Genomic DNA, 24,522 nt, shown 5'->3' on the forward strand with positions numbered 1-24,522 from the left:
TGCGCCTAGCGCCGCATCCCAAACCGGGGCCGCCTCAGCCGGGGTTGTCGAGCTTTCATAATCGGCCCGTGTCCTCCGCCTCTGTCCTTGTCATGCATCTGCGGCTTTCCTGCATCGTTCTCGCCGGCTTTCTCGTCCTGTCGGGCAATGCCTGGCCCCAGCCACGGCCAGTCGCGCCGCGCGGGCCGCTCGACGCGCAGGAGCAGAACAACATCGCGGTGTTCCGCAAGGTGTCGCCGTCGGTCGCCCACATCACGACACTGGCGCAGCAGCGCGACTTCTTCTCGCGCAACGTGACGGAGGTGCCCAGCGGCACCGGCAGCGGCTTCCTGTGGGACGAGGCGGGCCACATCGTCACCAACTTCCATGTGATCCGAGGCGCGTCGGCGGCCAAGGTGACGCTGTCGGACCAGAGCGCGTACGACGCGACGCTGGTCGGCGTCGATCCGGACCGCGACCTGGCCGTGCTGCGCATCGTCGCGCCGCGCGAGAAGCTGACCCCGGTGCCGATGGGCAGCAGCCGCGACCTGCAGGTCGGGCAGACGGTCTACGCGATCGGCAACCCGTTCGGGCTCGACCAGACGCTGACGCGCGGCATCGTCTCGGCGCTGAACCGCGAGATCGAGTCGATGACGCAGCGCACGATCCGCGGCGCGATCCAGACCGACGCGGCGATCAATCCCGGCAACTCGGGCGGTCCGCTGCTGGACTCGGCGGGCCGGCTGATCGGCGTCAACACCTCGATCTTCAGCCCCAGCGGCGGCAGCAACGGCATCGGTTTCGCGATCCCTGCGGACGAGGTGAACCGCGTCGTGCCGCAACTGATCCAGCATGGCCGCGTCATCCGCCCGGCCCTGGGCCTGACCGCCGGCAGCGAGCAGCTGCGCCAGGTCTTGCGCCTGCCCAAGGGCGTCGTGCTGATCGGCCTGCAAGCCGGCGGCGGCGCGCAGCGCGCCGGACTGCGGCCCTTCCTGCGCGGGCGCGACGGCCGCATCGTCGCCGGCGATGTCATCACCGCGGTCAACGGCAAGCCGGTGGCCGACCTCGACGACCTGCTCGGCGAACTCGAGGAACGCCAGATCGGCGAGAAGGTCACCCTCACCGTCTGGAGCGGCGGCAAGACGCGGCAGGTCCAGGCCCCGCTCGGCAGCGACTGAGAGGGATTAACCCTCCCGGGGCTGCGGTCCGGACGGCGCGCCTAGACTCCGCGCCCATGCAAGCCCGACTTTCGATCCTCGACCTCGCCTTCATCGTCGAAGGCGGTTCCGCCGCGCAGGCGCTCCACGAGAGCATGGCCCTGGCCCAGCATGCGGAGCGGCTCGGCTACACCCGCTACTGGGTCGCCGAACACCACAACATGGACGGCGTCGCGTCGTCCGCCACCGCCGTGCTGATCGGCCAGATCGCCGCGGCGACGTCGACGATCCGCGTCGGCTCCGGCGGGATCATGCTGCCCAACCACGCGCCGCTGACGATCGCCGAGCAGTTCGGCACGCTGGCCACGCTGTTCCCCGGACGCATCGACCTGGGACTGGGCCGGGCGCCGGGCACCGACGGCCCGACGATGCGCGCGCTGCGCCGCCACCTGGCGACCGCGCACGAGGACCGCTTCCCCGAGGACGTGCTGGAGCTGATCGGCTACCTCGCGCCCGCCCAGGAGGGTCAGGTCGTGCGCGCCGTGCCCGGCCAGGGCACGGAGGTGCCGGTCTGGCTGCTCGGCTCCAGCCTGTACGGCGCCCAGTTGGCCGCCTACCTGGGCCTGCCGTTCGCGTTCGCCTCGCACTTCGCGCCGGCGATGCTGATGCAGGCGCTCGAGATCTATCGTGCGCAGTACCGCCCGAGCGCCCGCCATCCGGAGCCGTACGCGGCGGTCGGCCTGAACGTCGTCGTGGCCGACACCGACGCGCAGGCGCAGCGCCTGTTCACCTCGATCCAGCAGCGCTTCCTCGGCATGCAGCGCGGCCAGCGCGGCCTGCTGCCGCGGCCGATCGACAGCATGGACGTGTTGTGGACCGCCGGGGAGAAGCTGGGCGTGGAGCGGATGCTGTCGGAGTCGATCGTCGGCTCGCCGCGCACTGTGCGCGACGGCCTGCTGGCGACGCAGGAACGCACCGGTGCCGACGAGTTCATCGTCGCCTGCGCGGTGCACGACCCGGCCGCGCGGCGGCGGTCGTACGAGCTGCTGGCGGGCATCGCCGCGGGGACGGACGCCGGCTGAGTCCGGCGCATCCGGCATCCGGCATCCGGCGGCATCGTCCGGCGCCGGCACGAGGCCGGCGCCAGCGGATCACCGCACCGACGGGCCCGAGGAGGCCCGACGCAGCCGCCTGATCAGCCCACCCACTTCCGCGCGTTGCGGAACATGCGCATCCAGGGGCTGAATTCGCCGGCGTCGCCGCCGGTCCAGCTCATCTGGATGTTGCGGAACACGCGCTCCGGATGCGGCATCAGCGCGGTGAAGCGGCCGTCGGCCGTGGTCACCGCGGTCAGGCCCTGCGGGCTGCCGTTGGGGTTGAGCGGGTACTGCTCGGTCGGCTGGCCGTCGCCGTCGACGTAGCGCATCGCGCGCAGCACCTGGTCGGCGTTGCCGCGCTGCGAGAAGTCCGCGAAGCCCTCGCCGTGCGCGACCGCGATGGGCAGGCGGCTGCCGGCCATGCCGGTGAAGAAGATGCTGGGCGAGTCGACGATCTCGACCTGCGCCAGGCGCGCTTCGAACTGCTCGCTGCGGTTGCGGACGAACTTCGGCCAGTCCTGCGCGCCGGGGATCATCGGCGACAGCGCCGCCAGCATCTGGCAGCCGTTGCACACGCCCAGCGCGAAGCTGTCGGAGCGCGCGAAGAAGGCCTCGAAGGCCGCCTTCAGCACCGGGTTGAAGAGGATGGAGCGCGCCCAGCCCTCGCCCGCGCCCAGCGTGTCGCCGTAGCTGAAGCCGCCGCAGGCGACGAAGCCCTTGAAGTCCTTCAGGTCGACCGCGCCGGCCTGCAGGTCGCTCATGTGCACGTCGTAGGCGTCGAAGCCGGCCTGCGCCATCGCGTAGGCCATCTCGACATGCGAGTTGACGCCCTGCTCGCGCAGGATCGCGACCTTGGGGCGGACGCCGCTGGCGATCAGCGACGCGGCGACGTCGTCCTTGACATCGAAGCTCGGCGACCAGTGCAGGCCTTTGCCCGGCGTGGCGGACAACGCGTGTTCCTGGTCGGCGCAGGCGGGGTTGTCGCGCTCGCGGGCGATGCGCCACGAGACCTGGTCCCACTCCTGCTGCAGCTCGTTCAGCGGCGCGGCGAAGACCTTCTTCGCGTCGCGCCAGACTTCCGCCTGCTTCGCATCGTTGGTCTTGCCGACCACGTGCGAGATTTTCGAGAGGCCGTGCGCGCGCAGTGTCTGCAGCACCGCGTCGCGGTCGCCGGTGGCGACCTGCAGCACGACGCCCAGTTCCTCGTTGAACAGCGCCTTCAGCGTCAGTTCGTCGCGGCGGCCGCTGACCTGCGAGGCCCAGTTCTTGGAGTCGCCCACCTCGGCGCGGCTGTCGCTGATGCCGTCGCCTTCGGTGACCAGCATGTCGACGTTCAGGCTCACGCCGCGCTGGCCGGCGAAGGCCATCTCCATCGCCGCGGCGAACAGGCCGCCGTCGCTGCGGTCGTGGTACGCCAGCAGCTTGCCCTGACCGCGCAGCTCGTTGACGGCAGCGACCAGCGACTTCAGCAGCGCGGGGTCGTCGAGGTCCGGAACCTCGGGGCCGAACTGGTTCAGCGTCTGCGCCAGGATGGAGCCGCCCATGCGCATGCGACCCTGGCCCAGGTCGACCAGGACCAGCGTCGTGTCGCCGTCCCGCAGCTGCGGCGTCAGCGTGCCGCGCACGTCGGCCAGCGACGCGAAGGCGGTGATGATCAGCGACACCGGCGCGGTGACCTGCTTCGTCGCACCGTCATCCGACCAGCGCGTGCGCATCGACAGCGAATCCTTGCCCACCGGGATCGAGATGCCCAGCGCCGGGCACAGGTCCATGCCGACGGCCTTGACGGTGTCGTACAGCGCGGCGTCCTCGCCGGGTTCGCCGCAGGCGGCCATCCAGTTGGCGGACAGCTTCACGCGCGAGAGCTCGATCGGCGCGGCCAGCAGGTTGGTGATGGCCTCGGCGACGGCCATGCGGCCCGAGGCCGGCGCGTCGACGGCGGCCAGCGGCGTGCGCTCGCCCATGCTCATCGCCTCGCCGGTGAAGCCCTTGAAGTCGGACAGCGTGACGGCGACGTCGGCCACCGGCAGCTGCCACGGACCGACCATCTGGTCGCGGTGGTTCAGGCCGCCGACGGTGCGGTCGCCGATGGTGATCAGGAAGCGCTTGCTGGCCACCGTCGGGTGGCGCAGCACGGTGCGCGCGGTCGTCGCCAGGTCCACGCCGTCCAGCGTCAGCGCACCGCCCGAGCGGGCCACGCGCGTCACGTCGCGATGCATCTTCGGCGGCTTGCCCAGCAGCACGTCCATCGGCATGTCGATGGCGCGTTCACCGTCGGTGCCGTCTTCCAGCACCAGCTCGCGCTGCTCGGTCGTCACGCCGACGACCGCGAACGGGCAGCGCTCGCGCTCGGCCATCGCGGTGAAGAGCTCGAGACTTTCAGGCGCGATCACCAGGACGTAACGCTCCTGGCTCTCGTTGCACCAGATCTCCTTGGGCGCCAGGCCACTCTCCTCGAGCGGGACCTTGCGCAGGTCGAAGATCGCGCCCCGGCCGGCGTCGTTCACCAGTTCCGGGAACGCATTGGAGATGCCGCCCGCGCCGACGTCATGCACGGCCAGGATCGGATTGCGCTCGGCGAGACCCCAGCAGTGGTTGAGGACTTCCTGCGCGCGGCGCTGGATCTCGGGGTTGCCGCGCTGGACCGAATCGAAGTCCAGGTCGGCGGTGTTGGTGCCCGCGGCCATCGAGCTCGCCGCGCTGCCGCCCATGCCGATGCGCATGCCGGGGCCGCCCAGCTGGATCAGCAGCGAGCCGGCGGGGAAGGCGATCTTCTTCGTCAGGTCCGCGCGGATGGCGCCCAGGCCGCCGGCGATCATGATGGGCTTGTGATAGCCGCGGCGGATGCCGTCCACGTCCTGCTCGAAGACGCGGAAGTAGCCGCCCAGCGCGGGCCGGCCGAATTCGTTGTTGAACGCGGCGCCGCCCAGCGGGCCCTCGGTCATGATCTGCAGCGCGCTGGCGATGTGCGCGGGCTTGCCGACCGGGTTCTTCTCCCACGGCTCGGACAGGCCCGGCAGGTGCAGGTTGGACACCGAGAAGCCGGTCAGGCCGGCCTTGGGCTTGGCGCCGCGGCCGGTGGCGCCCTCGTCGCGGATCTCGCCGCCGGCGCCGGTGGAGGCGCCCGGGTGCGGCGAGATCGCCGTCGGGTGGTTGTGCGTCTCGACCTTCATCAGCACGTGGGCCGTCTCGGCGCGGGCCTCGTACTGCGGCGCGCGGCGGTCGCCGGCGGCCATCCAGCGCTCGATCACGTGGCCTTCCATCACCGCCGCGTTGTCGGCGTAGGCGATCACCGTGTGCTGCGGGTGCAGCTTCTCGGTGTTGCGGATCATGCCGAACAGCGACAGCGGCTGCGCCTGGCCGTCGATGGTGAACTCGGCGTTGAAGATCTTGTGGCGGCAGTGCTCGCTGTTGGCCTGCGCGAACATCATCAGTTCCACGTCGCTGGGGTCGCGGCCCAGCTTGGTGAAGGCGGCGACCAGGTAGTCGATCTCGTCGTCGGACAGCGCCAGGCCCCAGGCGCCGTTGGCTTCCTCGAGCGCGGCGCGGCCGCGGCCCTGCACGTCGACGTGCGCGAGCGGCTGGGCCTGCTTCTCGTCGAACAGGTGGGCGCCGGCCTCGCGCGACAGCAGCACGCTCTCGGTCATGCGGTCGTGCAGCAGGTCGGCGCAGGCGAGGATCTCAGCTTCGGTCAGGACCTTGGCGGCCCCCGTCAAGCCGGCCGTCAGGCTGCTCAGCAGGCCCGACTTCAGCGTCAGGCGGAATTCGGTGACGCGCTCGACGCGGTGGATCGCGAGGCCGCAGTTGTGGGCGATGTCGGTGGCCTTGGAGGCCCAGGGGCTCAGCGTGCCCAGGCGCGGGGCGACGACGATCAGCGCGCCGTCGGAGGGGCCTTCATACGCGTCACCATAGTCCAGCAGCGCGGCCAGCTTGCCCTGCCCTTCGGCATCGATGGCGGCGTCCGTCCAGACCCAGTGGACGTGGCGCGCATGCACCGCGGCGATGCGGTCGCTGACGGCCTGAAGACGCGCCAGCAGCGCCGCGGCCCGGAAGGACGAGAGGGCATTGCCCCCCTCGAAGTGAATCAGATGCTTGGAGGAGGTGATGCTGGCCATGGGATCCCAGGGGGTTTGCGCCGCGCGCCGCGACGGTGAGCCCGCCATTCTAGCCAGCGCGGTCGCGCGGCCCGGGTTTACCCTCCGGAGTCCGCGGCCGGACCGCCCCGCTGGGCCCCTCGCGGGACCCTCCCGGGCCGTCGGCGCCCGCCCGTCGATGGCGATGTCGGCGGCTATCTCAGCGGCTATCTCAGCGGCAATCGGTGAGACGCTCCAGCGCCAGCTGCAGTTGCTGGTCGGACAACTTGCCGCGCTGCGGTTGCACCCAGGCGCCGGGCACGCCGGTGGTCAGCGGCTTCACGACCAGCACCTTCACCGGCTCCGGCTGCTGGGGACGCTCGCGGTCCAGCGACCACCAGCCGTCCGGCACCGTGCAGATCATGCCGGCGACCACGTCGCCGGGCGCAGCGGCCGCCGTTCCGGCGGTCAGGCCGGCCAGCATGAGGATCGACGGCCAGCGGCAGGCAAACACGCGCAACTTCACGACAACTCCCTGGAATCTTTGTTGGAATGGTCAATGTAGGGATGTTTCGTGACGTAACCGCTCGAACATTCCAGCATTCGCCCGATTTCTTGCCCCTCATTCATGGGGGTGACGCCGGACGCGGGGCGTCCGCGGCCACGCGTCCCTCATCCCCTGATGCCCCGGGCTCTTCCAGAAGGCGGATGGCGGGGGTCATGGCTTGTCGCTACATTGGTCGTTTCCCGGACCCGGCGGGCGCCTCCAGCGAAGCTGGCGCGCGCGGGTCGTTCCTCGGCCACTGGAGACCACCATGTCCCGCAAGACCCCCATCGAGCTCTACCGCAACATCGGCATCTCGGCGCACATCGACGCCGGCAAGACGACGACGACGGAGCGCATCCTGTTCTACACCGGGGTCAATCACAAGATCGGTGAAGTGCACGACGGCGCGGCGACGATGGACTGGATGGCGCAGGAGCAGGAACGCGGGATCACGATCACCTCGGCGGCGACGACCTGCTTCTGGAAGGGCATGGACCGCTCCTATCCGGAGCACCGCATCAACATCATCGACACCCCCGGGCACGTGGACTTCACCATCGAGGTGGAGCGCTCGATGCGCGTGCTGGACGGCGCGGTGATGGTGTATGACTCGGTCGGCGGCGTGCAGCCGCAGTCGGAGACCGTCTGGCGCCAGGCCAACAAGTACAAGGTGCCGCGCCTGGCCTTCGTGAACAAGATGGACCGCGTCGGCGCGGACTTCTACCGCGTGCGCCAGATGATGGTGGACCGGCTCAAGGCCAACCCGGTGCCGGTGGTGCTGCCGATCGGCGCGGAGGAGCATTTCAAGGGCGTGATCGACCTGCTGAAGATGAAGGCCATCCTGTGGCACGACGCCACGCAGGGCATGACCTTCGATTACCAGGAGATCCCGCCGGAGCTCAAGGCGCAGGCCGACGAGTGGCGCGAGAAGATGGTCGAGGCGGCGGCCGAGGCCGACGAGGAGCTGATGAACAAGTACCTCGAGACCGGCGAACTGACCGAGGACGAGATCCGGCGCGCGATCCGCAAGCGGACCATCGCCGGCGAGATCCAGCCGATGCTGTGCGGCACGGCGTTCAAGAACAAGGGCGTGCAGCGCATGCTGGACGCGGTGATCGATTTCATGCCGTCGCCGGTGGACATCCCGCCGGTGCACGGCACGGATGACGACGAGCAGGACACGACGCGCGCGGCCGCGGACGATGCGAAGTTCAGCGCCCTCGCCTTCAAGCTGATGACCGACCCGTATGTGGGTCAGCTGACCTTCGTGCGGGTGTATTCGGGCATCCTGAAATCCGGCGATTCGGTCTACAACCCGACGCGCGGCAAGAAGGAGCGCATCGGCCGGATCCTGCAGATGCACGCCAACCAGCGCGAGGAGATCAAGGAGATCCTGGCCGGCGACATCGCCGCCTGCGTGGGCCTGAAGGACGTGACGACCGGCGAGACGCTGTGCGACCCCGAGGCCATCATCACGCTGGAGCGGATGGTCTTCCCGGAGCCGGTGATCTCGCAGGCGGTGGAGCCCAAGACCAAGGCGGACCAGGAGAAGATGGGCCTCGCGCTCGGTCGACTGGCGGCGGAGGACCCGTCCTTCCGCGTGCGCACCGACGAGGAGTCGGGCCAGACCATCATTTCCGGCATGGGCGAGCTCCACCTGGAGATCATCGTGGACCGGATGAAGCGCGAGTTCAGCGTCGAGGCCAACGTCGGCAAGCCGCAGGTGGCCTACCGCGAGACGGTGCGCAAGGCGGTGACGGACGTGGAAGGCAAGTTCGTGCGCCAGTCCGGCGGCAAGGGCCAGTACGGGCACGTGGTGTTCTCGCTGGCACCGCAGGAGCCGGGCAAGGGCTTCGAGTTCGTCGACGCGATCAAGGGCGGCGTGGTGCCGCGCGAGTTCATCCCGGCGGTCGAGAAAGGCGTCATCGACAGCCTGCCCAACGGCGTGCTGGCCGGCTATCCGGTCGTGGACGTGAAGGTCACGCTGACCTTCGGCTCGTACCACGACGTGGACTCGAACGAGAACGCGTTCAAGATGGCCGCGTCGCTGGGCTTCAAGGAAGCCTGCCGGCGCGCCAGCCCGGTGATCCTGGAGCCGATGATGGCAGTGGAAGTCGAGACGCCCGAGGACTACGCCGGCACGGTGATGGGCGACCTGTCCAGCCGCCGCGGCATGGTGCAGGGCATGGACGACATGGTCGGCGGCGGCAAGATCATCAAGGCGGAAGTGCCGCTGTCGGAGATGTTCGGGTACTCCACCTCGCTACGCTCGGCCACGCAGGGCCGCGCGACCTACACGATGGAGTTCAAGCACTACTCCGAAGCGCCGAAGAACGTCGCGGACGCGATCATGACCGCTCGCGCCAAGTAAGCCTAAGTAAGCCTGCAAGGCGCTTGCGCTTGAACAACGGGCCCCGGTTCATCACCGCGGCCCGTTCCGTTTCATGGCGTCTCCGTCGTCGACGTGACGCCCGGTGTCAGGTCTTGCTCAGCGCTCGTAGGCGCCGGCGTCGATGACCTGGATGACGCGCGCGGCACCGGCGAAATCGGTCGCGCCGACGATGCTCGCGCCGAGGTTGGTGCCCGCGCCGACGGCCGGCGAGTTCGCCGACACGCGCAGGTCACGACCCGCGAGGTTGAAGAACAGCGGGTTCCCGAACTTCGAGCGCGCGTCCTGCTTGGCGCCGGAGACGAAGCTGCCCAGGCCGGTGTAGGTCTTGTTGTTCCAGATCCAGGTGGCGTTGCCGGCGTCGTTGAAGTAGACGTTGTTGTCGAAGGCGACCGGCGAGGTGGTCCAGGTGGCCACGTTGCTGACCATGTGGCCGCCGGTGCCGCTCTGCGCGTTGGACAGGAAGACGATGTTGTTCTTGAACACGCTGTTGGTCGTGTTGAACTGGACCTGGAAGCCCTCGCCCTTGGCCGAGGCGGACTGGTAGAGGGTGTTGTTCACCACGTTCACGCGGTCCGCGCCGCCGCGGCTGGCGTCGTAGCCGCCGATCGAGATGTTGGCCAGCTGCGTGTCGTAGACCAGGTTGTTGCGCACGGTCACGTTGCTGGACTTCTCGCCGCCGGTCTCGGCGGCGACCTCGATGCCGAGGTCGGCGTTGCGGATGAGGTTGCGCTCGATCACCACGTTGGCGCAGCCGTCGCAGTAGATGCCGCCGGCCGACGGCTCGTTGTTGTAGGACGGGTTCTTCGTCGTCGTGATGTTGTAGATCCGGTTGTCCGCGATGGTCCCGTTCCTCACCTGGTCGTACCCGTCCGGGCCCGTCCCCTGGAAGCCGATCACGTCGATGCCGATGTTGGAGTTGTCGTGGATCAGGTTGCCGGTGATGCTGAAGTCGGTGACGTTGCCGTCGAGCGCGACCGTCTCGGTCTGGCCGGTCTTGAGGTTGTAGACCTCGTTGCCGCTGATGGTGATCTGCGAGTACGGCGTGGTGCCCGTGCCCCACACGGCGATGCCGTGGGCGTTGCCGGTCTTCTCGATGGTGGTCTTGATGTCGTGGATCTTGTTGTTGAGCAGCTTGATCTGCGTGCCCGAGCCGATCACGACGATGCCGGCCGGCTCGTCGTTCTTGGTGCCGCTGGCGTAGTTGCGGATCTCGAAGCCGTTGATCGTGATGTAGCTCTTGCTGTTGACGTTGAAGAGACCGCGCATGTCGCCGCCGCAGCAGTTCACGCCGGTGCCGTCGACGATGGGCAGCTCGCCGGCGTAGTTCTGGAAGACGATCGGGCCGGCCGTGGCGTTGCCGGACTTGGCGAAGGTGACGTACTCGTTGTAGACGCCGCCACGCACGTAGACGGTCGCGCCGGCGGCGGCGACCGAGGCGGCGTGGTTGATGTGCCGCCACGGCGCCGCGAGCGTGCCCGGGTTGGCGTCGTTGCCGGTGGTGGACACGTAGTACGTGGTGGCCGCCTGGGCGTGGGCGCCCGCGAGCAGCAGGGCCAGGGCGACGGAGGAAAGCGCTTGGATGGGTTTCAAAGGAGGCTCCGGGTCGGGATCGCAGGGATCCCGGGGTTGAGGACGCATGGGACTGAGTGCCCGACCCGGATTGTTAATTTCGAATGCCTTCTCTTTTCTGACAACCCATCGTCGATATCGAAACCATTAGAAGCTTTATGGTGTCAATTTGTGCGAAATCAATCACAAATTGGGCGCCTTTCGCCGGAATAAGCCATTCAAGCTTTCGATGTAAATCAAATCGAAAGTGCGGCGCGAACCGACGCCTCCAACGTCGTCGTCGGTCGGCCGATCAGGCGCTTCAGGACCCCGCTGTCGTCGAACAGCGCGCCGTCGGCGGCCTGTTCGTCCGAATCGGCGAGGAGCTCGGCCAGTAGCGCCGGCAGGCCCGCGTCCAGCAGGAAGCGCTGGAAGTCCGCGCGCGGCAGGTCCTTGTAGACCACGGGCTTGCCGCTCTGGCGGGCGACTTCCGCCGCCAGCGCTGCCAGCGTGTGGGCCTGGTCGCCGGCCAGCTCGAAGACGGCGTTCGGGCCGATGGGCTGCGACAGCACCGCGGCCGCGGCGTGCGCATAGTCGGCGCGCGCCGCCCACGAGATGCGGCCCTCGCGCGCGGAGCCCAGGAAGGCGCCGTGCGCCAACGCCTGCGGCAGCGCGGCGAGGTAGTTCTCGACATACCAGCCGTTGCGCAGCAACACGTGCGTCAGGCCGGAGGCGGTGATCAGCGCCTCGGTCTCGCGGTGCTCGCCGGCCAGACCGAGCGTGGAGTGGTCGGCATGCAGCACGCTGGTGTAGACGAGCTGGCCCACGCCGACCGCCTTGGCCGCATCGACCACGGCACGGTGCTGCGGAATGCGATCGCCCAGCTCGTTCGAGGAGATCAGCAGCACGCGCTCCGCGTCGGCGAAGGCCGTGGTCAGCGTGTCGGGACGGGTGTAGTCGCCCTCGCGGACGACGACGCCGCGCGCGGCCAGGTCGGCGGCCTTGGCGGGGGTGCGCACGGCGGCGACGATCCGGCCGGGCTCGACGCCCAGGGCCAGCAGGCGGTCGATGACGAGGCGGCCGAGTTGGCCGGTGGCGCCGGTGATGACGATCATGTTCAGGACTCCGGAATCAGTGATGAGGAATCCATGTTAGAAAACGGAATACGTACCAGGAATGGACAAAGATCCATAATTCATGTCTTTCCGTTCCAGGATCCCCACTCATGAGCATCGACCTGCTGAGCGCCGTCCTGCGCGACACCGGCTTGTCGCGACGGCTGCTGGACCTCAGCGAGCTGTCGGAGGATTGCGCGTTGCGCTTCCCCTGCGACCGCAGCATCGGCCTGCACGTGGTGCTGCGCGGCAGCGTGGTGTTGCATGCGCCGGAGCTGGACGAGCCGCTGACGCTGAACGGCGGCGACATCGCCGTGATGTCACGCGGTCATCCGCATGTGCTGAGCCTGCGTCCGACGCTGGACGGCCAGCGCGTCGACGACATCGACATGCAGCGGACGGTGGCGCTCGGCACGCCCGGTCCGTCGGGCACGCCGGAGGAAGCGGGCGCTGTCGTGCTCAGCGGCGCCTACCAGTTCTGGCACACGCCGCTGCATCCGTTCTTCGCGGAGCTGCCGATCTGGGCCGTGCTGCGCGCCGCCGACATGCCGCGGCTCGGGCCGCTGGCGCTGGCGGGTGGCCTGCTGGTCGAGGAACTGCGCGAGGCGGAGCCTGGTGCCGAGATCATCACGCACGGCTTGCTGGACCTGCTGTTCACCTACGCATTGCGGCAGCTGATCGCGCGACGCGCGGCGACGAGCGTCGGCTGGAGCCTGGCCGTGCAGGACCCGACCGTCGGCCGCGCGGTGGCGCTGATGCACGGCGACCCGTCGCATCCGTGGACGCTGGAAGCGCTGGCGAAGCGGGTCGGCCTGTCGCGCACGGCGCTGGCGGAACGCTTCCGCGAGGCGATGGGCGACACGCCGCTGAATCACCTGCGCATCGTGCGCATGCAGCGCGCGATGCAACTGCTGGCGCAGACGCGACACAGCCTGGAGGCCGTGGCCGCGGCGGTCGGTTATCGCGACGCCTTCGGCTTCTCGAAGGTGTTCAAGCGCACCGTCGGGAAGTCGCCGAAGGCGTTCCGGCAGCAGGATGCGGCGGAGCGGGAAGATCCGTGGCGGCTGTCGGCGGGGTGAGCGCCGAGGGACGTCCCGCACCAGCGATCAAGAGCGATCAAGAGCGATCAAGAGCGCTCAGTAGCGATCGAGATCGACCTTGGCCATCGGCGCGGCGGCCTCCATGACCAGCGCATAGAGCAGGTCCGGCGGCATGGTCGCCTTGGCCATGTCCATGGCCTGCTGCGCCGCGACGGCGTACAGCAGCGGCCACAGTTCCGGGTTCTGGCAGGTCATCTTGACGGTCGGGAAGAACGCCGGCCACAGCGTCTTCACGTACACGACCGGCAGCTCGGCCGGCCGGTGCCCTTCCGGCAGACGCGGCACGCCAAAGGCCGGCGTGCCCATGGTCTCGGACACGTGCTTCGCGACCTCGTGCGGATTCGGCTCCTCCGGGAGCCCGAGCGCCGTCGCCTGCCCGGCGGCCAGGCTGCGCACCGAGAACCTGTCTTCGAACAGGAACTTGTTGGGTGCCTCGCCGAAGAAGAAACGCTTGCCGTCCGCCTCCGCGACGATGAAACCGGCGAACTCCGGCCGACCCAGGGTCAGGTTTTGCGCGCGCACGCTCATCTGGCACGCATAACCCGCCAGCGCGCCGAGCGCGGTGAGCAGCGATTCGGCATGGACGCGCCGGTCGGGGCCGTGGCTCATCGCCGTGAGCAGGCGCTGGAGAACCTCGCGCGCGCCGATCTTGGCGCCGACGTTCGGATCGTTGGCGCTTTCGCGGCGGATCGCATCCGCCAGCGCGGCCGCGCCGGGATGCTCGGACCGGGGGCGAGGCCCAGGCGCGGGGGCCGGTGGTCGTCCGCCGGGACGCGGCGATGGAGCAGGCGTGCGCGAACCGCCGCCGAACAGCTTCTTGAACATCTGGAGTCCTCCCTGGACGTCCCGCGGTCGAAGCGTCTATGGCGGCTTCTGGCGTGCCGGGGACGGCGCATTGTCCATGACGGCCGGACGACGTCCTCGTAGACTCCGGCCTCCAATCGGATCGGAGAGAACCTCGAATTGAAGACGCTGGTACTGGGAGGCTATGGCAACTTCGGAGCGCGCATCTGCCGCGCCTTGGCGGGCGATCCCGCGATCGAGTTGCTGGTCGGGGGACGGAATGCGGCGCGCGCCCGCGCGTTGGCCGATGAACTCGGATCGGGCGCCGCAGGCCTCGCCATCGATCTGTCCTCGCCCGCGTTCTCGGAGGAACTCCGGCGCCTCGGCGTCGAACTGCTCATCCATACCGCGGGGCCGTTCCAGGACCAGTCCTACGACGTCGCGTACGCCGCGGCCCGGGCCGGTGCGCACTACATCGATCTCGCCGACGGACGTCGCTTCGTCTGCGACTTCCCGTCGTCGCTGGACGCGGCCTTCCGTGGGTCGGGACGCGTCGGCATCTCCGGCGCGAGCACCGTCCCGGCCTTGTCTTCGGCCGTCGTGGAGGCGCTCACGCGCGGGTGGCGATCCCTCCGCAACATCGACGTCTGCATCGCGCCGGCGCAGACCGCGCCGCGGGGGAAGCGACACTCGCCGCCGTGTTGAGCTATTGCGGCGGACCGATCCAGGTCTGGGACGAGGGGCGCTGGCAGCCGCGCCTGGGCTGGGCGGATCCCACACGCGTCGCGTTCGCCCGCTTGCGGCCGCGACTCGGCGCGCTGTGCGACATCCCGGATCTCGAGCTGTTCCCGTCGCGCTACGGCGTCACGGACCGCGTCATGTTCCGGGCCGCGCTCGAGGTGGGACTCACGCAGCGGGCGATGGGGTGGCTGGCGACGCTTCGGCGCCTCGGTCTGCTGAAGCGGCCGTCGCGACTCGCCGCGCTGATGCAGGCCACGGCACCTGCGTTCGACTTCCTCGGTTCGGCGCTCGGCGGCATGGTCGTGCGCGTGGAAGGCGAAGGTCCCACAGGTCGGAACATCCGCAGGGAATGGCACATCGCCGCCGACGACGACCACGGCCCCGAGATCCCCTGCATGGCCGCGATCCTGCTGGCGCGCCGGCTGGCGCGCGGTGAAGACCTGACCCCGGGCGCTCATGCCTGCATGGGTTTGCTGACGCTGGATGAGTTCAGCGCAGAATTCGACCGATGGGGCATGGTCACCGATCTGCCAGCCGACGAGCCGCTCGGATGACACCTGGCTCAAGGCCTTCGACACGCTGAAGTCCGGAGATTCGACGATGAGACTGCTTCTGCTCGGTGCCACAGGCTTGGTGGGCAGCAACGCACTGGAGCTCGCGCTTGCCAGCGACGCGTTCTCCGAAGTGATGGCGCCGACGCGCAAGCCATTGGCGCCTGCCGCCAAGCTGGTGAATCCCGTGGTCTCCCACCTGGAGGACCTGATCCCTGAGCTGGCGTCGCTCAAGCCTCAAGCGGTGATCTGCGCATTGGGAACGACGCAGGCCAAGGCTGGCTCGAAAGAGGCGTTCCGCCATGTCGACCACGAGCTCCCCGTCGCCTTCGGGAAGGCCGCGCACGCCGCGGGCGCGGAAACCTTCGCCCTCGTGAGCGCCGTGGGCGCATCGGCGGACTCCCGGTTCTTCTATACGAGGACCAAGGGCGAAGTGGAACGGGACATCCAGGCCATCGGGTTCCGATCACTGACGATCTGCAGGCCCAGCCTCATCGGCGGGGAGCGCCAGGAAACCCGGCGCGCCGAACATGCGGCGATGGCGCTGATCCGGATCCTGACCCCGGTCCTGCCGAAGAGGTTCCGCATCAATCCGGCGAGCAGCATTGCCGCGGTGCTGATCAAGGCAGTGACCGAGGCAAGACCGGGACTTCGTTGGATCGCGTCGGACGGGATGAACTGACACGCCCCCGATACGCCCTCCGCACTGCCATTCGTCATGCCCTCGCAAACCCGGTCGGGTTTGCGCGTAGGGCCCACCTATGCTGCCGGCACTCTTCATCCCAGGGTGCCCCATGACGAACAAGATGCTCACGAAGCAGGCCTCGCCGACGACCCTTTCCAAGGGCGCCAACGGTTTCACCGTCACGCCCGCCCGCGCGGGCGTGATCGCTTTCGCGCTGGCCCTGCAGGCCGCCGCCTTCGCCGCTGACGCGCCCGCCGGCGCCCCCTCCCCCGCCGTTGCGGCGTCGGCCCCGGCGGCGAAGTGGAACGTCAACCAGCCCCCGGCGACAGGAAGATCGCCAACCTCGACGTGCGCACCGGCACCTGGATGTCGGTCGACGTCAGCCCCGACGGCAAGCAGATCGTCTTCGACCTGCTCGGCGACCTCTACGTGATGCCCATAGCCGGCGGCGAAGCCAAGGCGCTGACGCATTCGATCGCCTGGGAGATGCAGCCCCGCTTCTCGCCCGACGGCAAGCAGATCGCCTTCGTCTCCGACGCCGGCGGCGGCGACAACCTCTGGGTCATGAACGCCGACGGCTCCAACGCCCGCGCGATCTCGACCGAAGACTTCCGCCTGCTCAACAACCCCGTCTGGCATCCCGGCGGCAAGTACATCGCCGCCCGCAAGCACTTCACCGGCACCCGCTCGCTGGGCAGCGGCGAGATCTGGCTCTATCACGTCGACGGCGGCAAGGGCCAGCAGCTCAACGAGAAGCCGAACTGGCAGAAGGACCTCGGCGAACCGGCGCTCTCGCCCGACGGCAAGTTCCTCTACTACTCGCAGGACAGCACGCCGGGCCGCCAGTTCGAATACAACAAGGACAGCACCGGCGAGATCTTCCGCATCTACCGCCAGGACCTGACCGACGGCACCAGCGAGCCCTTCGTCACCGGTGCCGGCGGCGCAATCCGCCCGACGCCCTCCCCGACGGCAAGTACCTCGCCTTCATCCGCCGCCTGCGCGACGCCTCTGGCAGCCGCACCACGCTGTTCCTCAAGGACCTGAAGACCGGCCGCGAGTTCCCCGCCTGGACCGGCATGGAACGCGACCTGCAGGAGTCCTGGTCCGTGCACGGCGTGTACCCCGGCATCGCGTGGATGCCCGATTCCAAGCAGGTCGTCGCCTGGGCGCAGGGCAAGCTGTGGCGCATCGATCCGTTCAAGTCCACCGCCGCGGAAATCCCCTTCCATGTGAAGGACGAGCGCCAGATCACGCCCGCGCTGCGTTTCGCGCATGAGGTCGCGCCCGCCACCTTCGACTCGAAGATGCTGCGCTGGGTCAAGGTCTCGCCGGACGGCAGGCGCGTGGTGTTCTCCTCCGCCGGCTACCTCTACACGAGCGAGCTCCGCGACGGACAACCGGTCGGCGAAGCGCGCCGTCTCACGTCACAGACGGAGCGCTTCGAGTACTTCCCGGCGTTCTCGCGTGACGGCAGGCAACTCGTCTACGTGAGCTGGAACGACGCGGACCAGGGCCGCGTGCGCGTGCTCGATCTCGCCGGTGGCCGCGACACGATCGTCACGCCTGAACCGGGCAAGTACCTGTCGCCGGCGTTCTCGCCGGACGGCAGGACCGTCGCGTACCAGAAGGCCAAGGGCGGCTTCCTGACCTCGCCCTGGAACAGCCTGGAGCCCGGCGTCTACGTCGCCGCCGCCGACGGCAAGGGCCAGCCGCGTCGCGTCACCAAGGACGGCGAGGCACCCCAGTTCGGCGCCGACAACGACACGCTCTACGTCACGCGCAAGCAGACGACCGGCGAGGTCGATTCGAATCACCAGCTGGTCCGCCTGAACCTGATCGAGCGCAGCGAGTTCGCCGTCGCCAAGAGCGAATTCGCGACCCGCTTCACCGTGTCGCCGGACGGCCAGTGGCTGGGCTTCACCGAACGCTTCCACACCTACGTGACGCCGCTCGCGCCCGCGGGCAAGCTGCAGACGGTCGGCCCGAAGGCCGAGGCCATGCCGGTGAAGAAGCTCGACGTGAACGCGGGCGACGACCTGCAGTGGTCGGGCGACGGCAAGTCGCAGCCGTATGCGCTGCACTACGCGCTGGGCAACGAGCTCTTCACCGTGCCGCTGACGCAGGCGCTGCAGCCGGGCTTCAAGCCGTCGGAGCGCGGCGCGCCCATCAAGCTGACGCTGACCGCCGACAAGCCCAAGGGCCGCATCGCGATCGTCGGCGCGCGCATCGTCACGATGAGCGCGAGCAAGCCCGATGAAGTGATCGAGGACGGCGCGATCCTGGTCGACGGCGACCGCATCGCCGCGATCGGGCCGCGCGCATCGGTGACGATCCCCGCCGGCACGGAGACCATCCAGGCCGCCGGCAAGACGGTCATCCCGGGCCTGATCGACGCGCACTGGCACGGCACCATGGCCGAGAGCGAGATCGTCCCGCAGCAGAGCTGGATCAACTACGCGTCGCTGGCCTTCGGCCTGACGACGCTGCACGATCCGTCCAACCGCACCAGCGACATCTACACGCAGTCGGAGATGCAACGCACCGGCCGCGTGGTCGGACCGCGCATCTTCTCGACCGGCACGGTGCTGTACGGCGCGAAGGCCGACTTCTCCGCGGTCATCAACAGCCTGGACGACGCGCAGACGCATCTGAAGCGGCTGAAGTCGGCCGGCGCGATCAGTGTGAAGAGCTACAACCAGCCGCGGCGCGACCAGCGCCAGCAGGTGCTCGAAGCCGCGCGCGAGACCGGGATGATGGTCGTGCCGGAAGGCGGCTCCCTGTTCCAGCTCAACATGTCGATGGTGGTCGACGGCCACACCGGCGTGGAACACGCACTGCCCGTGGCCAAGGTCTACGACGACGTGAAGCAGCTGTGGCCGCAGACGCAGGTCGGCTACACGCCGACGCTGAACGTCGCCTACGGCGGCCTGGACGGCGAGCACTACTGGTACGCGCGCACGGACGTTTGGCGCCACCCGATCCTCAGCAAGTTCGTGCCCAAGGCGGTGCTGGAGCCGCGCAGCGTGCGCCGCGAGACAGCGCCGGAGGAAGACTTCAACGTCATCCAGGTCGCGAAGACCGCGACCGAGCTGCAGCGCGCCGGCGTCTCGGTGAACATCGGCGCACACGGCCAGCGCGAGGGCCTGGGCGCGCACTGGGAACTGTGGATGATGGGCCTGGGCGGCATGAGCTCGCTGGAGGCGATCCGCACCGCGACGCTCAATCCGGCGCGCTACCTCGGCCTGGACAAGGACATCGGCTCACTGGAGCCGGGCAAGCTCGCCGACCTGGTGATCCTCGACGGCGACGTCCTGAAGGACATCCGCCAGAGCGACAGGATCAGCCAGGTCATGCAGGGCGGCCGCGTCTTCGACATCCCGTCGATGAACGAGGTCTGGCCCGCGAAGAAGCTGCGCAAGCCGTTCTTCTTCGACGGCGCGAATGCGAGCGCGCCGGTGGATGCGGCGGCAGCAGGCGTTGAAGAGGGGCACGGGCACGGGGACTGACCTCGGTCAGCCAAGCGCGGGCTCTCCACGGGGCATGGGGCCTCCCTCCGGGAACCCCAAGCCCCATTCCGGCCCCACTCACGATCGCTGACTACGCCTGCGATTGACCGGTCTGACTGCGTGAGCCCGCTTGTGTCGCCAGGTACGGCCGGCGCCGGACTTGCGCCAGCGCCGCCACAAGTGGGGTCAGGCCTTGCCGGTCGAGCCGAAACCGCCCTCGCCGCGCGAGGACGCGTCGAAGTCGTCGACGACACGGAAAGTCGGCTGCACCACCGGCACGATCACCATCTGGGCGATGCGCTCCATCGGCTGGATCGTGAAGGTGTCCTTGCCGCGGTTCCACACGCTGACCATCAACTGGCCCTGGTAGTCCGAGTCGATCAGGCCGACCAGGTTGCCCAGCACCACGCCGTGCTTGTGGCCCAGACCCGAGCGCGGCAGGATCATCGCGGCCAGACCCGCATCGCCGATGTGGATCGCCAGCCCCGTGGGAACCAGCACGGTGTCACCGGGCGCGAGCGTGATCGCCTCGTCCAGGCAGGCGCGCAGGTCCAGGCCGGCGCTGCCGGTCGTCGCGTAGGCAGGGAGTTGCTCGGCCATGCGGCGGTCGAGCACCTTCAGATCGATGGTGGTCATGGAATCAGTCGAGGGAAACAGTCGAAAAATCGGTCGGAAGGGCGATCGGGAGGTCTGAAGGTCGGCGTCCGCCTCAGGCACCGTAGGTCGTCAGCCGCTGCGCGATCTCGCGCACCAGCTCGCGGGCCAGCGTCAGCTTGTCGGCGCGCGAGAGCTCACGCTCGCCGCGCGCGTCGACCAGCGTCAGCGCGTTGTCGTCCTGGCCGAAAGCCGCGGGACCGATGTTGGCCACGATCAGCGGCACGTTCTTGCGCTGGCGCTTCTCGCGCGCATGCTTGACCAGGTCCTGGCTCTCCGCCGCGAAGCCCACGCACAGCGGCGGCTGCGGCAGCGCGGCGACCGTCGCCAGGATGTCGGGGTTCTCGGCCAGGGTCAGCGCGGGAGGCACCGCCTCGCCGGCCTTGGCGTTCTTCTTGATCTTGTGCTCGGCGGTCTGCGCCGGGCGCCAGTCCGCGACCGCCGCCGTCGCGACGAACACCTGGTGCGTCGCCGCGCGCGGCAGCACCGCGTCCAGCATCTCGCGCGCGCTCTGCACGTCGATGCGGTTCACGCCCAGCGGCGTCGGCAGGTGCACGGGACCGGCCACCAGCGTCACCTCGGCGCCCGCCTCCGCGGCCGCGCGCGCGATGGCGAATCCCATCTTGCCGCTCGAGCGGTTGGTGATGCCGCGCACCGGATCGATCGCCTCGTAGGTCGGACCGGCGGTGATCAGCAGCTTGCGTCCGGCCAGCACCTTGGGCTGGAAATGCGAGACCACGTGCTCCAGCAGCTGCATCGGCTCCAGCATGCGGCCGTCGCCGACCTCGCCGCAGGCCTGGTCGCCGGAACCGACGCCCAGCACCAGCGCGCCGTCCGCCTGCACCTGCGCCAGGTTGCGCTGCGTGGCCGGATGCGCCCACATCTCGCGGTTCATCGCCGGCGCCAGCAGCAGCGCGCACTTGTGCGCCGGACGCGCCAGCGCCGTCAGCGACAGCAGGTCGTCCGCGCGGCCTTGCGCCAGCTTGGCGATGAAGTCCGCGCTGGCGGGCGCGATCACCATCACGTCGGCCTCGCGCGTCAGGTTGATGTGCGCCATGTTGTTGTCAGGACGCGCATCCCACTGGCTGGTGAAGACCGGGCGGTTGGACAGCGCCTGCATCGTCACCGGCGTGATGAAGGCCTCGGCAGCCTCCGTCATGATGACCTGCACCGTGGCGCCGGCCTTCACGAACAGCCGCGTCAGCTCGGCGATCTTGTAGCAGGCGATGCCGCCGGACAGGCCCAGGAGCACATGCCGACCGGCAAGGGAGTTGGATTCGGACATAGGCGGGAACTCTAACAGTGCGACCTTCCGGCGATCCCTGAAAGGCCTTGCAGGTCCGGCCGCGCCTGACCTTCGTCACGCGGGTTCCCGCCCTGATGGGCAGGATTGGCGCACTCCCGCCCATCAGGGGGCGGGATGGGGCATGCGCGCCCCGACATGGCGCGGGAGCGGGTCAGGCCTTGCGCTTGAACACCAGGTCCCAGACGCCGTGTCCCAGCTTCAGGCCGCGGTTCTCGAACTTGGTCAGCGGACGGTACTCGGGCTTGTCGGCGTAGCCGTCCGCGCGGGTCGAGGTGTTCACCAGGTCCGGATCGGCGGCCAACACTTCGAGCATCTGCTGGGCGTAAGGTTCCCAGTCGGTGGCCAGGTGCAGGTAGCCGCCCGGCGCCAGGTGTTGCACCAGCTTGGCGACGAATCCGGGCTGCACCAGGCGGCGCTTGTTGTGGCGCTTCTTGTGCCAGGGATCGGGGAAGTAGATGTGCACGCCGGCCAGCGAGGCCTTGGGGATCATGCGGTCCAGCACCTCGACGGCGTCGTGCTGGAAGATGCGGATGTTGGGGATGTCCTGCTCGCCGATCAGCTTGAGCAGCGCGCCGACGCCAGGTTCATGGACCTCGCAGCCGATGAAGTCGATGCCGGGCAGCGTCTGCGCGATCTGGGCGGTCGGGCCGCCCATGCCGAAACCGATCTCGAAGACGACGGGCGCCTTTCGTCCGAAGGTGGCTTCGTAGTCCATCGCCTCGGGCTTGAACGGCAGCACGAACTTCGGGCCGAGTTCCGCGAGCGCCTTGACCTGTCCGGTGCCCATGCGACCGGCGCGCACGACGAAGCTGCGGATGCGGGCTTTGGGGTGGTTGACGCCCTCGCCTTCGGGCGAGTCGTTGGAGTCGATGGGATCGGACATGTCGGGAATCAGGATTCGAGGGCCGGGATTTTAGCGATCAGCCCAGTTCGGCCATGACGAGCGGCGTGGGGGCCCAGGAAGGCGCGTCGCCGATCGTGATGGCGGCCAGCACCTGCGCAATGGCGCGGTCGGCCGAAGCCTCGTCGGCGGCGTGGACGAAGGCGATCGGATCGCCTGCCGCCACGACATCGCCGAGCTGCGCGAAGCGGTCGAGCCCGACGCGCATGTCGAGCGCGTCGCCCGGCAGGCGTCGACCGCCGCCGAGCTCGACGATGACGAGGCCGAGGTCGCGCGTGTTCATGCCGACGAGGCGGCCCGCGCGCGGTGCCGGGATCGGGCGCACGACCGGCGCCGATGCGAGGTGGGCCTCGGGCTTCTCCAGCAGATCCGCCGGTCCGCCGAGCGCCGCGACCATCTTCGCGAAGCGTTCCGCCGCCGCGCCGCTGTCCAGCGCCGCCTGCAGCTTCACGCGGGCCGAGGCCGTGTCGGGCGCAAGTCCGCCCAGCACCAGCATCTCGGCGCACAGCGCCAGCGTGAGCTCATGGGTGCGGGTCTCGCGCGGCTTGCGACCGGTCAGGTAGTCGATGGCACCGCGCACTTCCAGCGCGTTGCCGACCTCCTGGCCCAGCACCTGGTTCATGTCGGTGATCAGCGCGCGCGTGCGCAGCCCCGCGCCGCCGGCCACGTCCACGATGCTCTGCGCGAGCTCGCGTCCGAATTCCGGCGTGGCCGCGAAAGCGCCGTTGCCGCACTTGATGTCCATCGCCAGGCCCTGCAGCCCGGCCGCGAGCTTCTTCGACAGGATGCTCGCGGTGATCAGCGGCACGCTCTCCACCGTGGCGGTGATGTCGCGCACCGCGTAGAAGCGCTTGTCGGCCGGCGCCAGATCGCTGGTCTGGCCGATGATGGCGCAGCCCAGCGTCCGCACGATGCGGTCGAAGTCGGCCGGTGCCGGCGTCGTCGTGTAGCCGGGGATGGCCTCGAGCTTGTCGACGGTCCCGCCGGTGTGGCCGAGCCCGCGGCCCGCGATCATCGGCACGTAGCCGCCGCAGGCCGCCACCATCGGCGCGATCATCAGGCTCAGCTTGTCGCCGACGCCGCCGCTCGAATGCTTGTCGAGCACCGGGCCGGGCATGTCGGGCCAGCTCAGCACGCGACCGCTGTTCATCATCGCGCGCGTCAGGGCGACGGCCTCGTCGCGTCCCATGCCCCGCAGGAACACCGCCATGCCGAGCGCGGCCACCTGGCCTTCGCTCCAGCTGCCGTCCACCAGCCCGCGCACGAAGTGCCCGATCTGGGTCTCGTCCAGCGCGCGCCCCTCACGCTTGGTGCGAATGATTTCCTGAGCCAGCATGATCGCCGCGTCCCTTCGATGTGTTGTCGTTATGCGCCCGCCCTCGTCCATCGAGGCGGGTCGTCGCGGCTTGCGCTCGTTGATCGCTCGTCGAGCGCTGCGTCAGTACGGCTTCAACGCTGCTTTCTACGCTGCTTCACTGCGTCAGTAGGCGGCGCTGACGGCCGCGCTGTCCTGCCCGGCCAGCACCGCCTCGATGTCGCCCAGCAGCCCGCTCGCGCCGAAGCGCAGGCGTTGCGGCGTCAGCGCGCCGACGCCGAGCGCATCGGCCGCCAGTTGCAGGTAGGCACGGGCATCGATCACCGAGCGGATGCCGCCCGAGGCCTTGAAGCCCGCGTTGCCGAAGCCGCTGCCGGCGATCTCGCGCAGCATCGTCGCGGCCGCTTCCGGCGTCGCCGACACCTTGGTCTTGCCGGTGCTCGTCTTGACGAAATCGGCGCCCGCCATCAGCGCCTGGCGCGTGGCCTCGGCGATGCGCGCGGTCGAGCCGAGTTCGCCCGATTCAATGATGACCTTCAGCGTCAGCGGCCGCGTCGCATGCCGGACCTCGGACAGGAACTCACCCACCTCGGTCGACTGGCCCGCCATCAGCGCGCGATACGGCAGCACGACATCCACTTCCTGGGCGCCGGCCTGCGCGATCGTGTCGATCTCGGCCAGCACGCGCGGCAGATCCAGGCTGCCGTCGGGGAAGTTGGCGACCGCGGCGACGCGGATGTCCTGGGGCAGCGCGGCACGCGCCTGCGCGACGAATTTCGGCCACACGCACACGGCGGCCACGTGACCACGTTCCGGCGCGCCGATCGCCCGCTGGCACAACGCCTCGATGTCCGCGGCGGTGTCGCCGTCGTTCAGGCTCGTCAGGTCCAGGCACTGCAACGCCAGACGCGCCGCTTGTTCCAGACTCATCTCCGACTTCATCATCTCCGACTTCATCGACTACTCCCTACTGCTCATCCATGGACGACCGTCCGGTCAGTCCGCACAACAGCCCGCCGGTTCCGGCGATCGATACATCGGGCGACCGGTCGACCGGGGTGCGTCGCCC

General features: G+C 69.2%; 19 protein-coding genes. 9 read left to right on the plus strand and 10 right to left on the minus strand.

Features of this window, described 5'->3' with window-relative positions; translation table 11 throughout:
* The first annotated feature begins 92 nt into the window (after positions 1 to 92).
* Both ACQ86G_RS26905 and ACQ86G_RS26910 read left to right on the plus strand, forming a co-directional pair.
* A complete protein-coding gene (locus ACQ86G_RS26905; protein ID WP_431258140.1) occupies positions 93 to 1,157 on the plus strand; it encodes a S1C family serine protease in 1,065 nt (354 codons plus the stop codon).
* A 56-nt stretch (positions 1,158 to 1,213) separates the two neighbouring features.
* Positions 1,214 to 2,218 (plus strand): LLM class flavin-dependent oxidoreductase, encoded by a 1,005-nt coding sequence (locus ACQ86G_RS26910; protein WP_431258141.1) that lies wholly within the window; start codon positions 1,214 to 1,216, stop codon positions 2,216 to 2,218.
* 113 nt (positions 2,219 to 2,331) lie between these two features.
* Here the strand turns inward: ACQ86G_RS26910 and purL are convergent, their stop codons facing one another.
* Together purL and ACQ86G_RS26920 are read right to left on the minus strand one after the other, a co-directional pair.
* Complete coding sequence (gene purL / locus ACQ86G_RS26915; protein ID WP_431258142.1) at positions 2,332 to 6,348, minus strand: phosphoribosylformylglycinamidine synthase; 4,017 nt, start codon at positions 6,346 to 6,348, stop codon at positions 2,332 to 2,334.
* 190 nt (positions 6,349 to 6,538) lie between these two features.
* Complete coding sequence (locus tag ACQ86G_RS26920; protein ID WP_431258143.1) at positions 6,539 to 6,832, minus strand: hypothetical protein; 294 nt, start codon at positions 6,830 to 6,832, stop codon at positions 6,539 to 6,541.
* 289 nt (positions 6,833 to 7,121) lie between these two features.
* Between ACQ86G_RS26920 and fusA the strand changes: the two genes are divergently transcribed.
* A complete protein-coding gene (gene fusA, locus ACQ86G_RS26925; protein WP_431258144.1) occupies positions 7,122 to 9,224 on the plus strand; it encodes an elongation factor G in 2,103 nt (700 codons plus the stop codon).
* Between the two features lie 117 nt (positions 9,225 to 9,341).
* On the opposite strand, the gene ACQ86G_RS26930 is transcribed toward fusA, so the two are convergent.
* Together ACQ86G_RS26930 and ACQ86G_RS26935 are read right to left on the minus strand one after the other, a co-directional pair.
* A complete protein-coding gene (locus tag ACQ86G_RS26930; RefSeq protein ID WP_431258145.1) occupies positions 9,342 to 10,835 on the minus strand; it encodes a choice-of-anchor Q domain-containing protein in 1,494 nt (497 codons plus the stop codon).
* 215 nt (positions 10,836 to 11,050) lie between these two features.
* Positions 11,051 to 11,908, minus strand: coding sequence for an SDR family oxidoreductase (locus ACQ86G_RS26935; protein WP_431258146.1), 858 nt, complete (start codon positions 11,906 to 11,908; stop codon positions 11,051 to 11,053).
* Between the two features lie 110 nt (positions 11,909 to 12,018).
* Here ACQ86G_RS26935 and ACQ86G_RS26940 point away from each other — a divergent pair, with 110 nt between their 5' ends.
* Positions 12,019 to 12,987 (plus strand): cupin domain-containing protein, encoded by a 969-nt coding sequence (locus tag ACQ86G_RS26940; protein WP_431258147.1) that lies wholly within the window; start codon positions 12,019 to 12,021, stop codon positions 12,985 to 12,987.
* A 57-nt stretch (positions 12,988 to 13,044) separates the two neighbouring features.
* Here ACQ86G_RS26940 and ACQ86G_RS26945 read toward each other — a convergent pair whose 3' ends face one another.
* On the minus strand, positions 13,045 to 13,833 hold the full coding sequence (locus ACQ86G_RS26945) for a hypothetical protein (RefSeq protein ID WP_431258148.1): 789 nt from the start codon (positions 13,831 to 13,833) through the stop codon (positions 13,045 to 13,047).
* Between the two features lie 138 nt (positions 13,834 to 13,971).
* Between ACQ86G_RS26945 and ACQ86G_RS26950 the strand changes: the two genes are divergently transcribed.
* The 5 genes from ACQ86G_RS26950 (at position 13,972) to ACQ86G_RS26970 (ending at position 19,277) form a co-directional block, all read left to right on the plus strand.
* Positions 13,972 to 14,496 (plus strand): saccharopine dehydrogenase NADP-binding domain-containing protein, encoded by a 525-nt coding sequence (locus ACQ86G_RS26950; RefSeq protein WP_431258149.1) that lies wholly within the window; start codon positions 13,972 to 13,974, stop codon positions 14,494 to 14,496.
* Entirely contained in the window at positions 14,490 to 15,086 is a 597-nt protein-coding gene (locus ACQ86G_RS26955; protein ID WP_431258150.1) for a hypothetical protein, read from the plus strand. Before ACQ86G_RS26950 ends, ACQ86G_RS26955 begins: the two co-directional genes overlap by 7 nt.
* Positions 15,087 to 15,132: 46 nt before the next feature.
* Positions 15,133 to 15,765 carry an NAD-dependent epimerase/dehydratase family protein gene (locus ACQ86G_RS26960; protein ID WP_431258151.1) on the plus strand — a complete coding sequence of 211 codons (633 nt, stop codon included), beginning with the start codon at positions 15,133 to 15,135 and terminating at the stop codon, positions 15,763 to 15,765.
* A gap of 303 nt (positions 15,766 to 16,068) precedes the next feature.
* Positions 16,069 to 16,815 carry a TolB family protein gene (locus tag ACQ86G_RS26965; RefSeq protein WP_431258152.1) on the plus strand — a complete coding sequence of 249 codons (747 nt, stop codon included), beginning with the start codon at positions 16,069 to 16,071 and terminating at the stop codon, positions 16,813 to 16,815.
* Positions 16,816 to 16,847: 32 nt separating this feature from the next.
* Positions 16,848 to 19,277, plus strand: a complete 2,430-nt coding sequence (locus ACQ86G_RS26970) for an amidohydrolase family protein (RefSeq protein ID WP_431258153.1) — start codon at positions 16,848 to 16,850, stop codon at positions 19,275 to 19,277.
* A 186-nt stretch (positions 19,278 to 19,463) separates the two neighbouring features.
* Here the strand turns inward: ACQ86G_RS26970 and dut are convergent, their stop codons facing one another.
* The 5 genes from dut to deoC form a co-directional block, all read right to left on the minus strand.
* A complete protein-coding gene (gene dut, locus ACQ86G_RS26975; RefSeq protein WP_431102716.1) occupies positions 19,464 to 19,913 on the minus strand; it encodes a dUTP diphosphatase in 450 nt (149 codons plus the stop codon).
* A 73-nt stretch (positions 19,914 to 19,986) separates the two neighbouring features.
* Positions 19,987 to 21,216 (minus strand): bifunctional phosphopantothenoylcysteine decarboxylase/phosphopantothenate--cysteine ligase CoaBC, encoded by a 1,230-nt coding sequence (gene coaBC / locus ACQ86G_RS26980; RefSeq protein ID WP_431258154.1) that lies wholly within the window; start codon positions 21,214 to 21,216, stop codon positions 19,987 to 19,989.
* A gap of 172 nt (positions 21,217 to 21,388) precedes the next feature.
* The gene (gene trmB, locus ACQ86G_RS26985) at positions 21,389 to 22,120 is read right to left on the minus strand and encodes a tRNA (guanosine(46)-N7)-methyltransferase TrmB (RefSeq protein ID WP_431258155.1); all 732 of its coding nucleotides are present in this window, start codon (positions 22,118 to 22,120) and stop codon (positions 21,389 to 21,391) included.
* Between the two features lie 37 nt (positions 22,121 to 22,157).
* On the minus strand, positions 22,158 to 23,477 hold the full coding sequence (deoA, locus tag ACQ86G_RS26990) for a thymidine phosphorylase (RefSeq protein ID WP_431261507.1): 1,320 nt from the start codon (positions 23,475 to 23,477) through the stop codon (positions 22,158 to 22,160).
* A gap of 141 nt (positions 23,478 to 23,618) precedes the next feature.
* Positions 23,619 to 24,410 carry a deoxyribose-phosphate aldolase gene (gene deoC, locus ACQ86G_RS26995; protein ID WP_431258156.1) on the minus strand — a complete coding sequence of 264 codons (792 nt, stop codon included), beginning with the start codon at positions 24,408 to 24,410 and terminating at the stop codon, positions 23,619 to 23,621.
* Between the last annotated feature and the right edge of the window lie 112 nt (positions 24,411 to 24,522).

Origin of the sequence: Roseateles chitinivorans, assembly GCF_050632145.1 — a bacterium.
In the GTDB taxonomy this organism is placed as follows: Bacteria; Pseudomonadota; Gammaproteobacteria; order Burkholderiales; family Burkholderiaceae_C; genus Roseateles; species Roseateles chitinivorans_B.

What these genes read in the sequence shown, in the direction of transcription:
- ACQ86G_RS26960 (WP_431258151.1), top strand. Translation starts at nt 15,133, where the DNA reads ATGAGACTGCTTCTGCTCGGTGCCACAGGCTTGGTGGGCAGCAACGCA.
- ACQ86G_RS26945 (WP_431258148.1), bottom strand. Translation starts at nt 13,833, where the DNA reads ATGTTCAAGAAGCTGTTCGGCGGCGGTTCGCGCACGCCTGCTCCATCG.
- ACQ86G_RS26905 (WP_431258140.1), top strand. Translation starts at nt 93, where the DNA reads ATGCATCTGCGGCTTTCCTGCATCGTTCTCGCCGGCTTTCTCGTCCTG.
- trmB (WP_431258155.1), bottom strand. Translation starts at nt 22,120, where the DNA reads ATGTCCGATCCCATCGACTCCAACGACTCGCCCGAAGGCGAGGGCGTC.
- ACQ86G_RS26940 (WP_431258147.1), top strand. Translation starts at nt 12,019, where the DNA reads ATGAGCATCGACCTGCTGAGCGCCGTCCTGCGCGACACCGGCTTGTCG.
- purL (WP_431258142.1), bottom strand. Translation starts at nt 6,348, where the DNA reads ATGGCCAGCATCACCTCCTCCAAGCATCTGATTCACTTCGAGGGGGGC.
- fusA (WP_431258144.1), top strand. Translation starts at nt 7,122, where the DNA reads ATGTCCCGCAAGACCCCCATCGAGCTCTACCGCAACATCGGCATCTCG.
- dut (WP_431102716.1), bottom strand. Translation starts at nt 19,913, where the DNA reads ATGACCACCATCGATCTGAAGGTGCTCGACCGCCGCATGGCCGAGCAA.
- ACQ86G_RS26970 (WP_431258153.1), top strand. Translation starts at nt 16,848, where the DNA reads ATGGAACGCGACCTGCAGGAGTCCTGGTCCGTGCACGGCGTGTACCCC.
- deoC (WP_431258156.1), bottom strand. Translation starts at nt 24,410, where the DNA reads ATGAAGTCGGAGATGATGAAGTCGGAGATGAGTCTGGAACAAGCGGCG.
- ACQ86G_RS26935 (WP_431258146.1), bottom strand. Translation starts at nt 11,908, where the DNA reads ATGATCGTCATCACCGGCGCCACCGGCCAACTCGGCCGCCTCGTCATC.
- ACQ86G_RS26910 (WP_431258141.1), top strand. Translation starts at nt 1,214, where the DNA reads ATGCAAGCCCGACTTTCGATCCTCGACCTCGCCTTCATCGTCGAAGGC.
- coaBC (WP_431258154.1), bottom strand. Translation starts at nt 21,216, where the DNA reads ATGTCCGAATCCAACTCCCTTGCCGGTCGGCATGTGCTCCTGGGCCTG.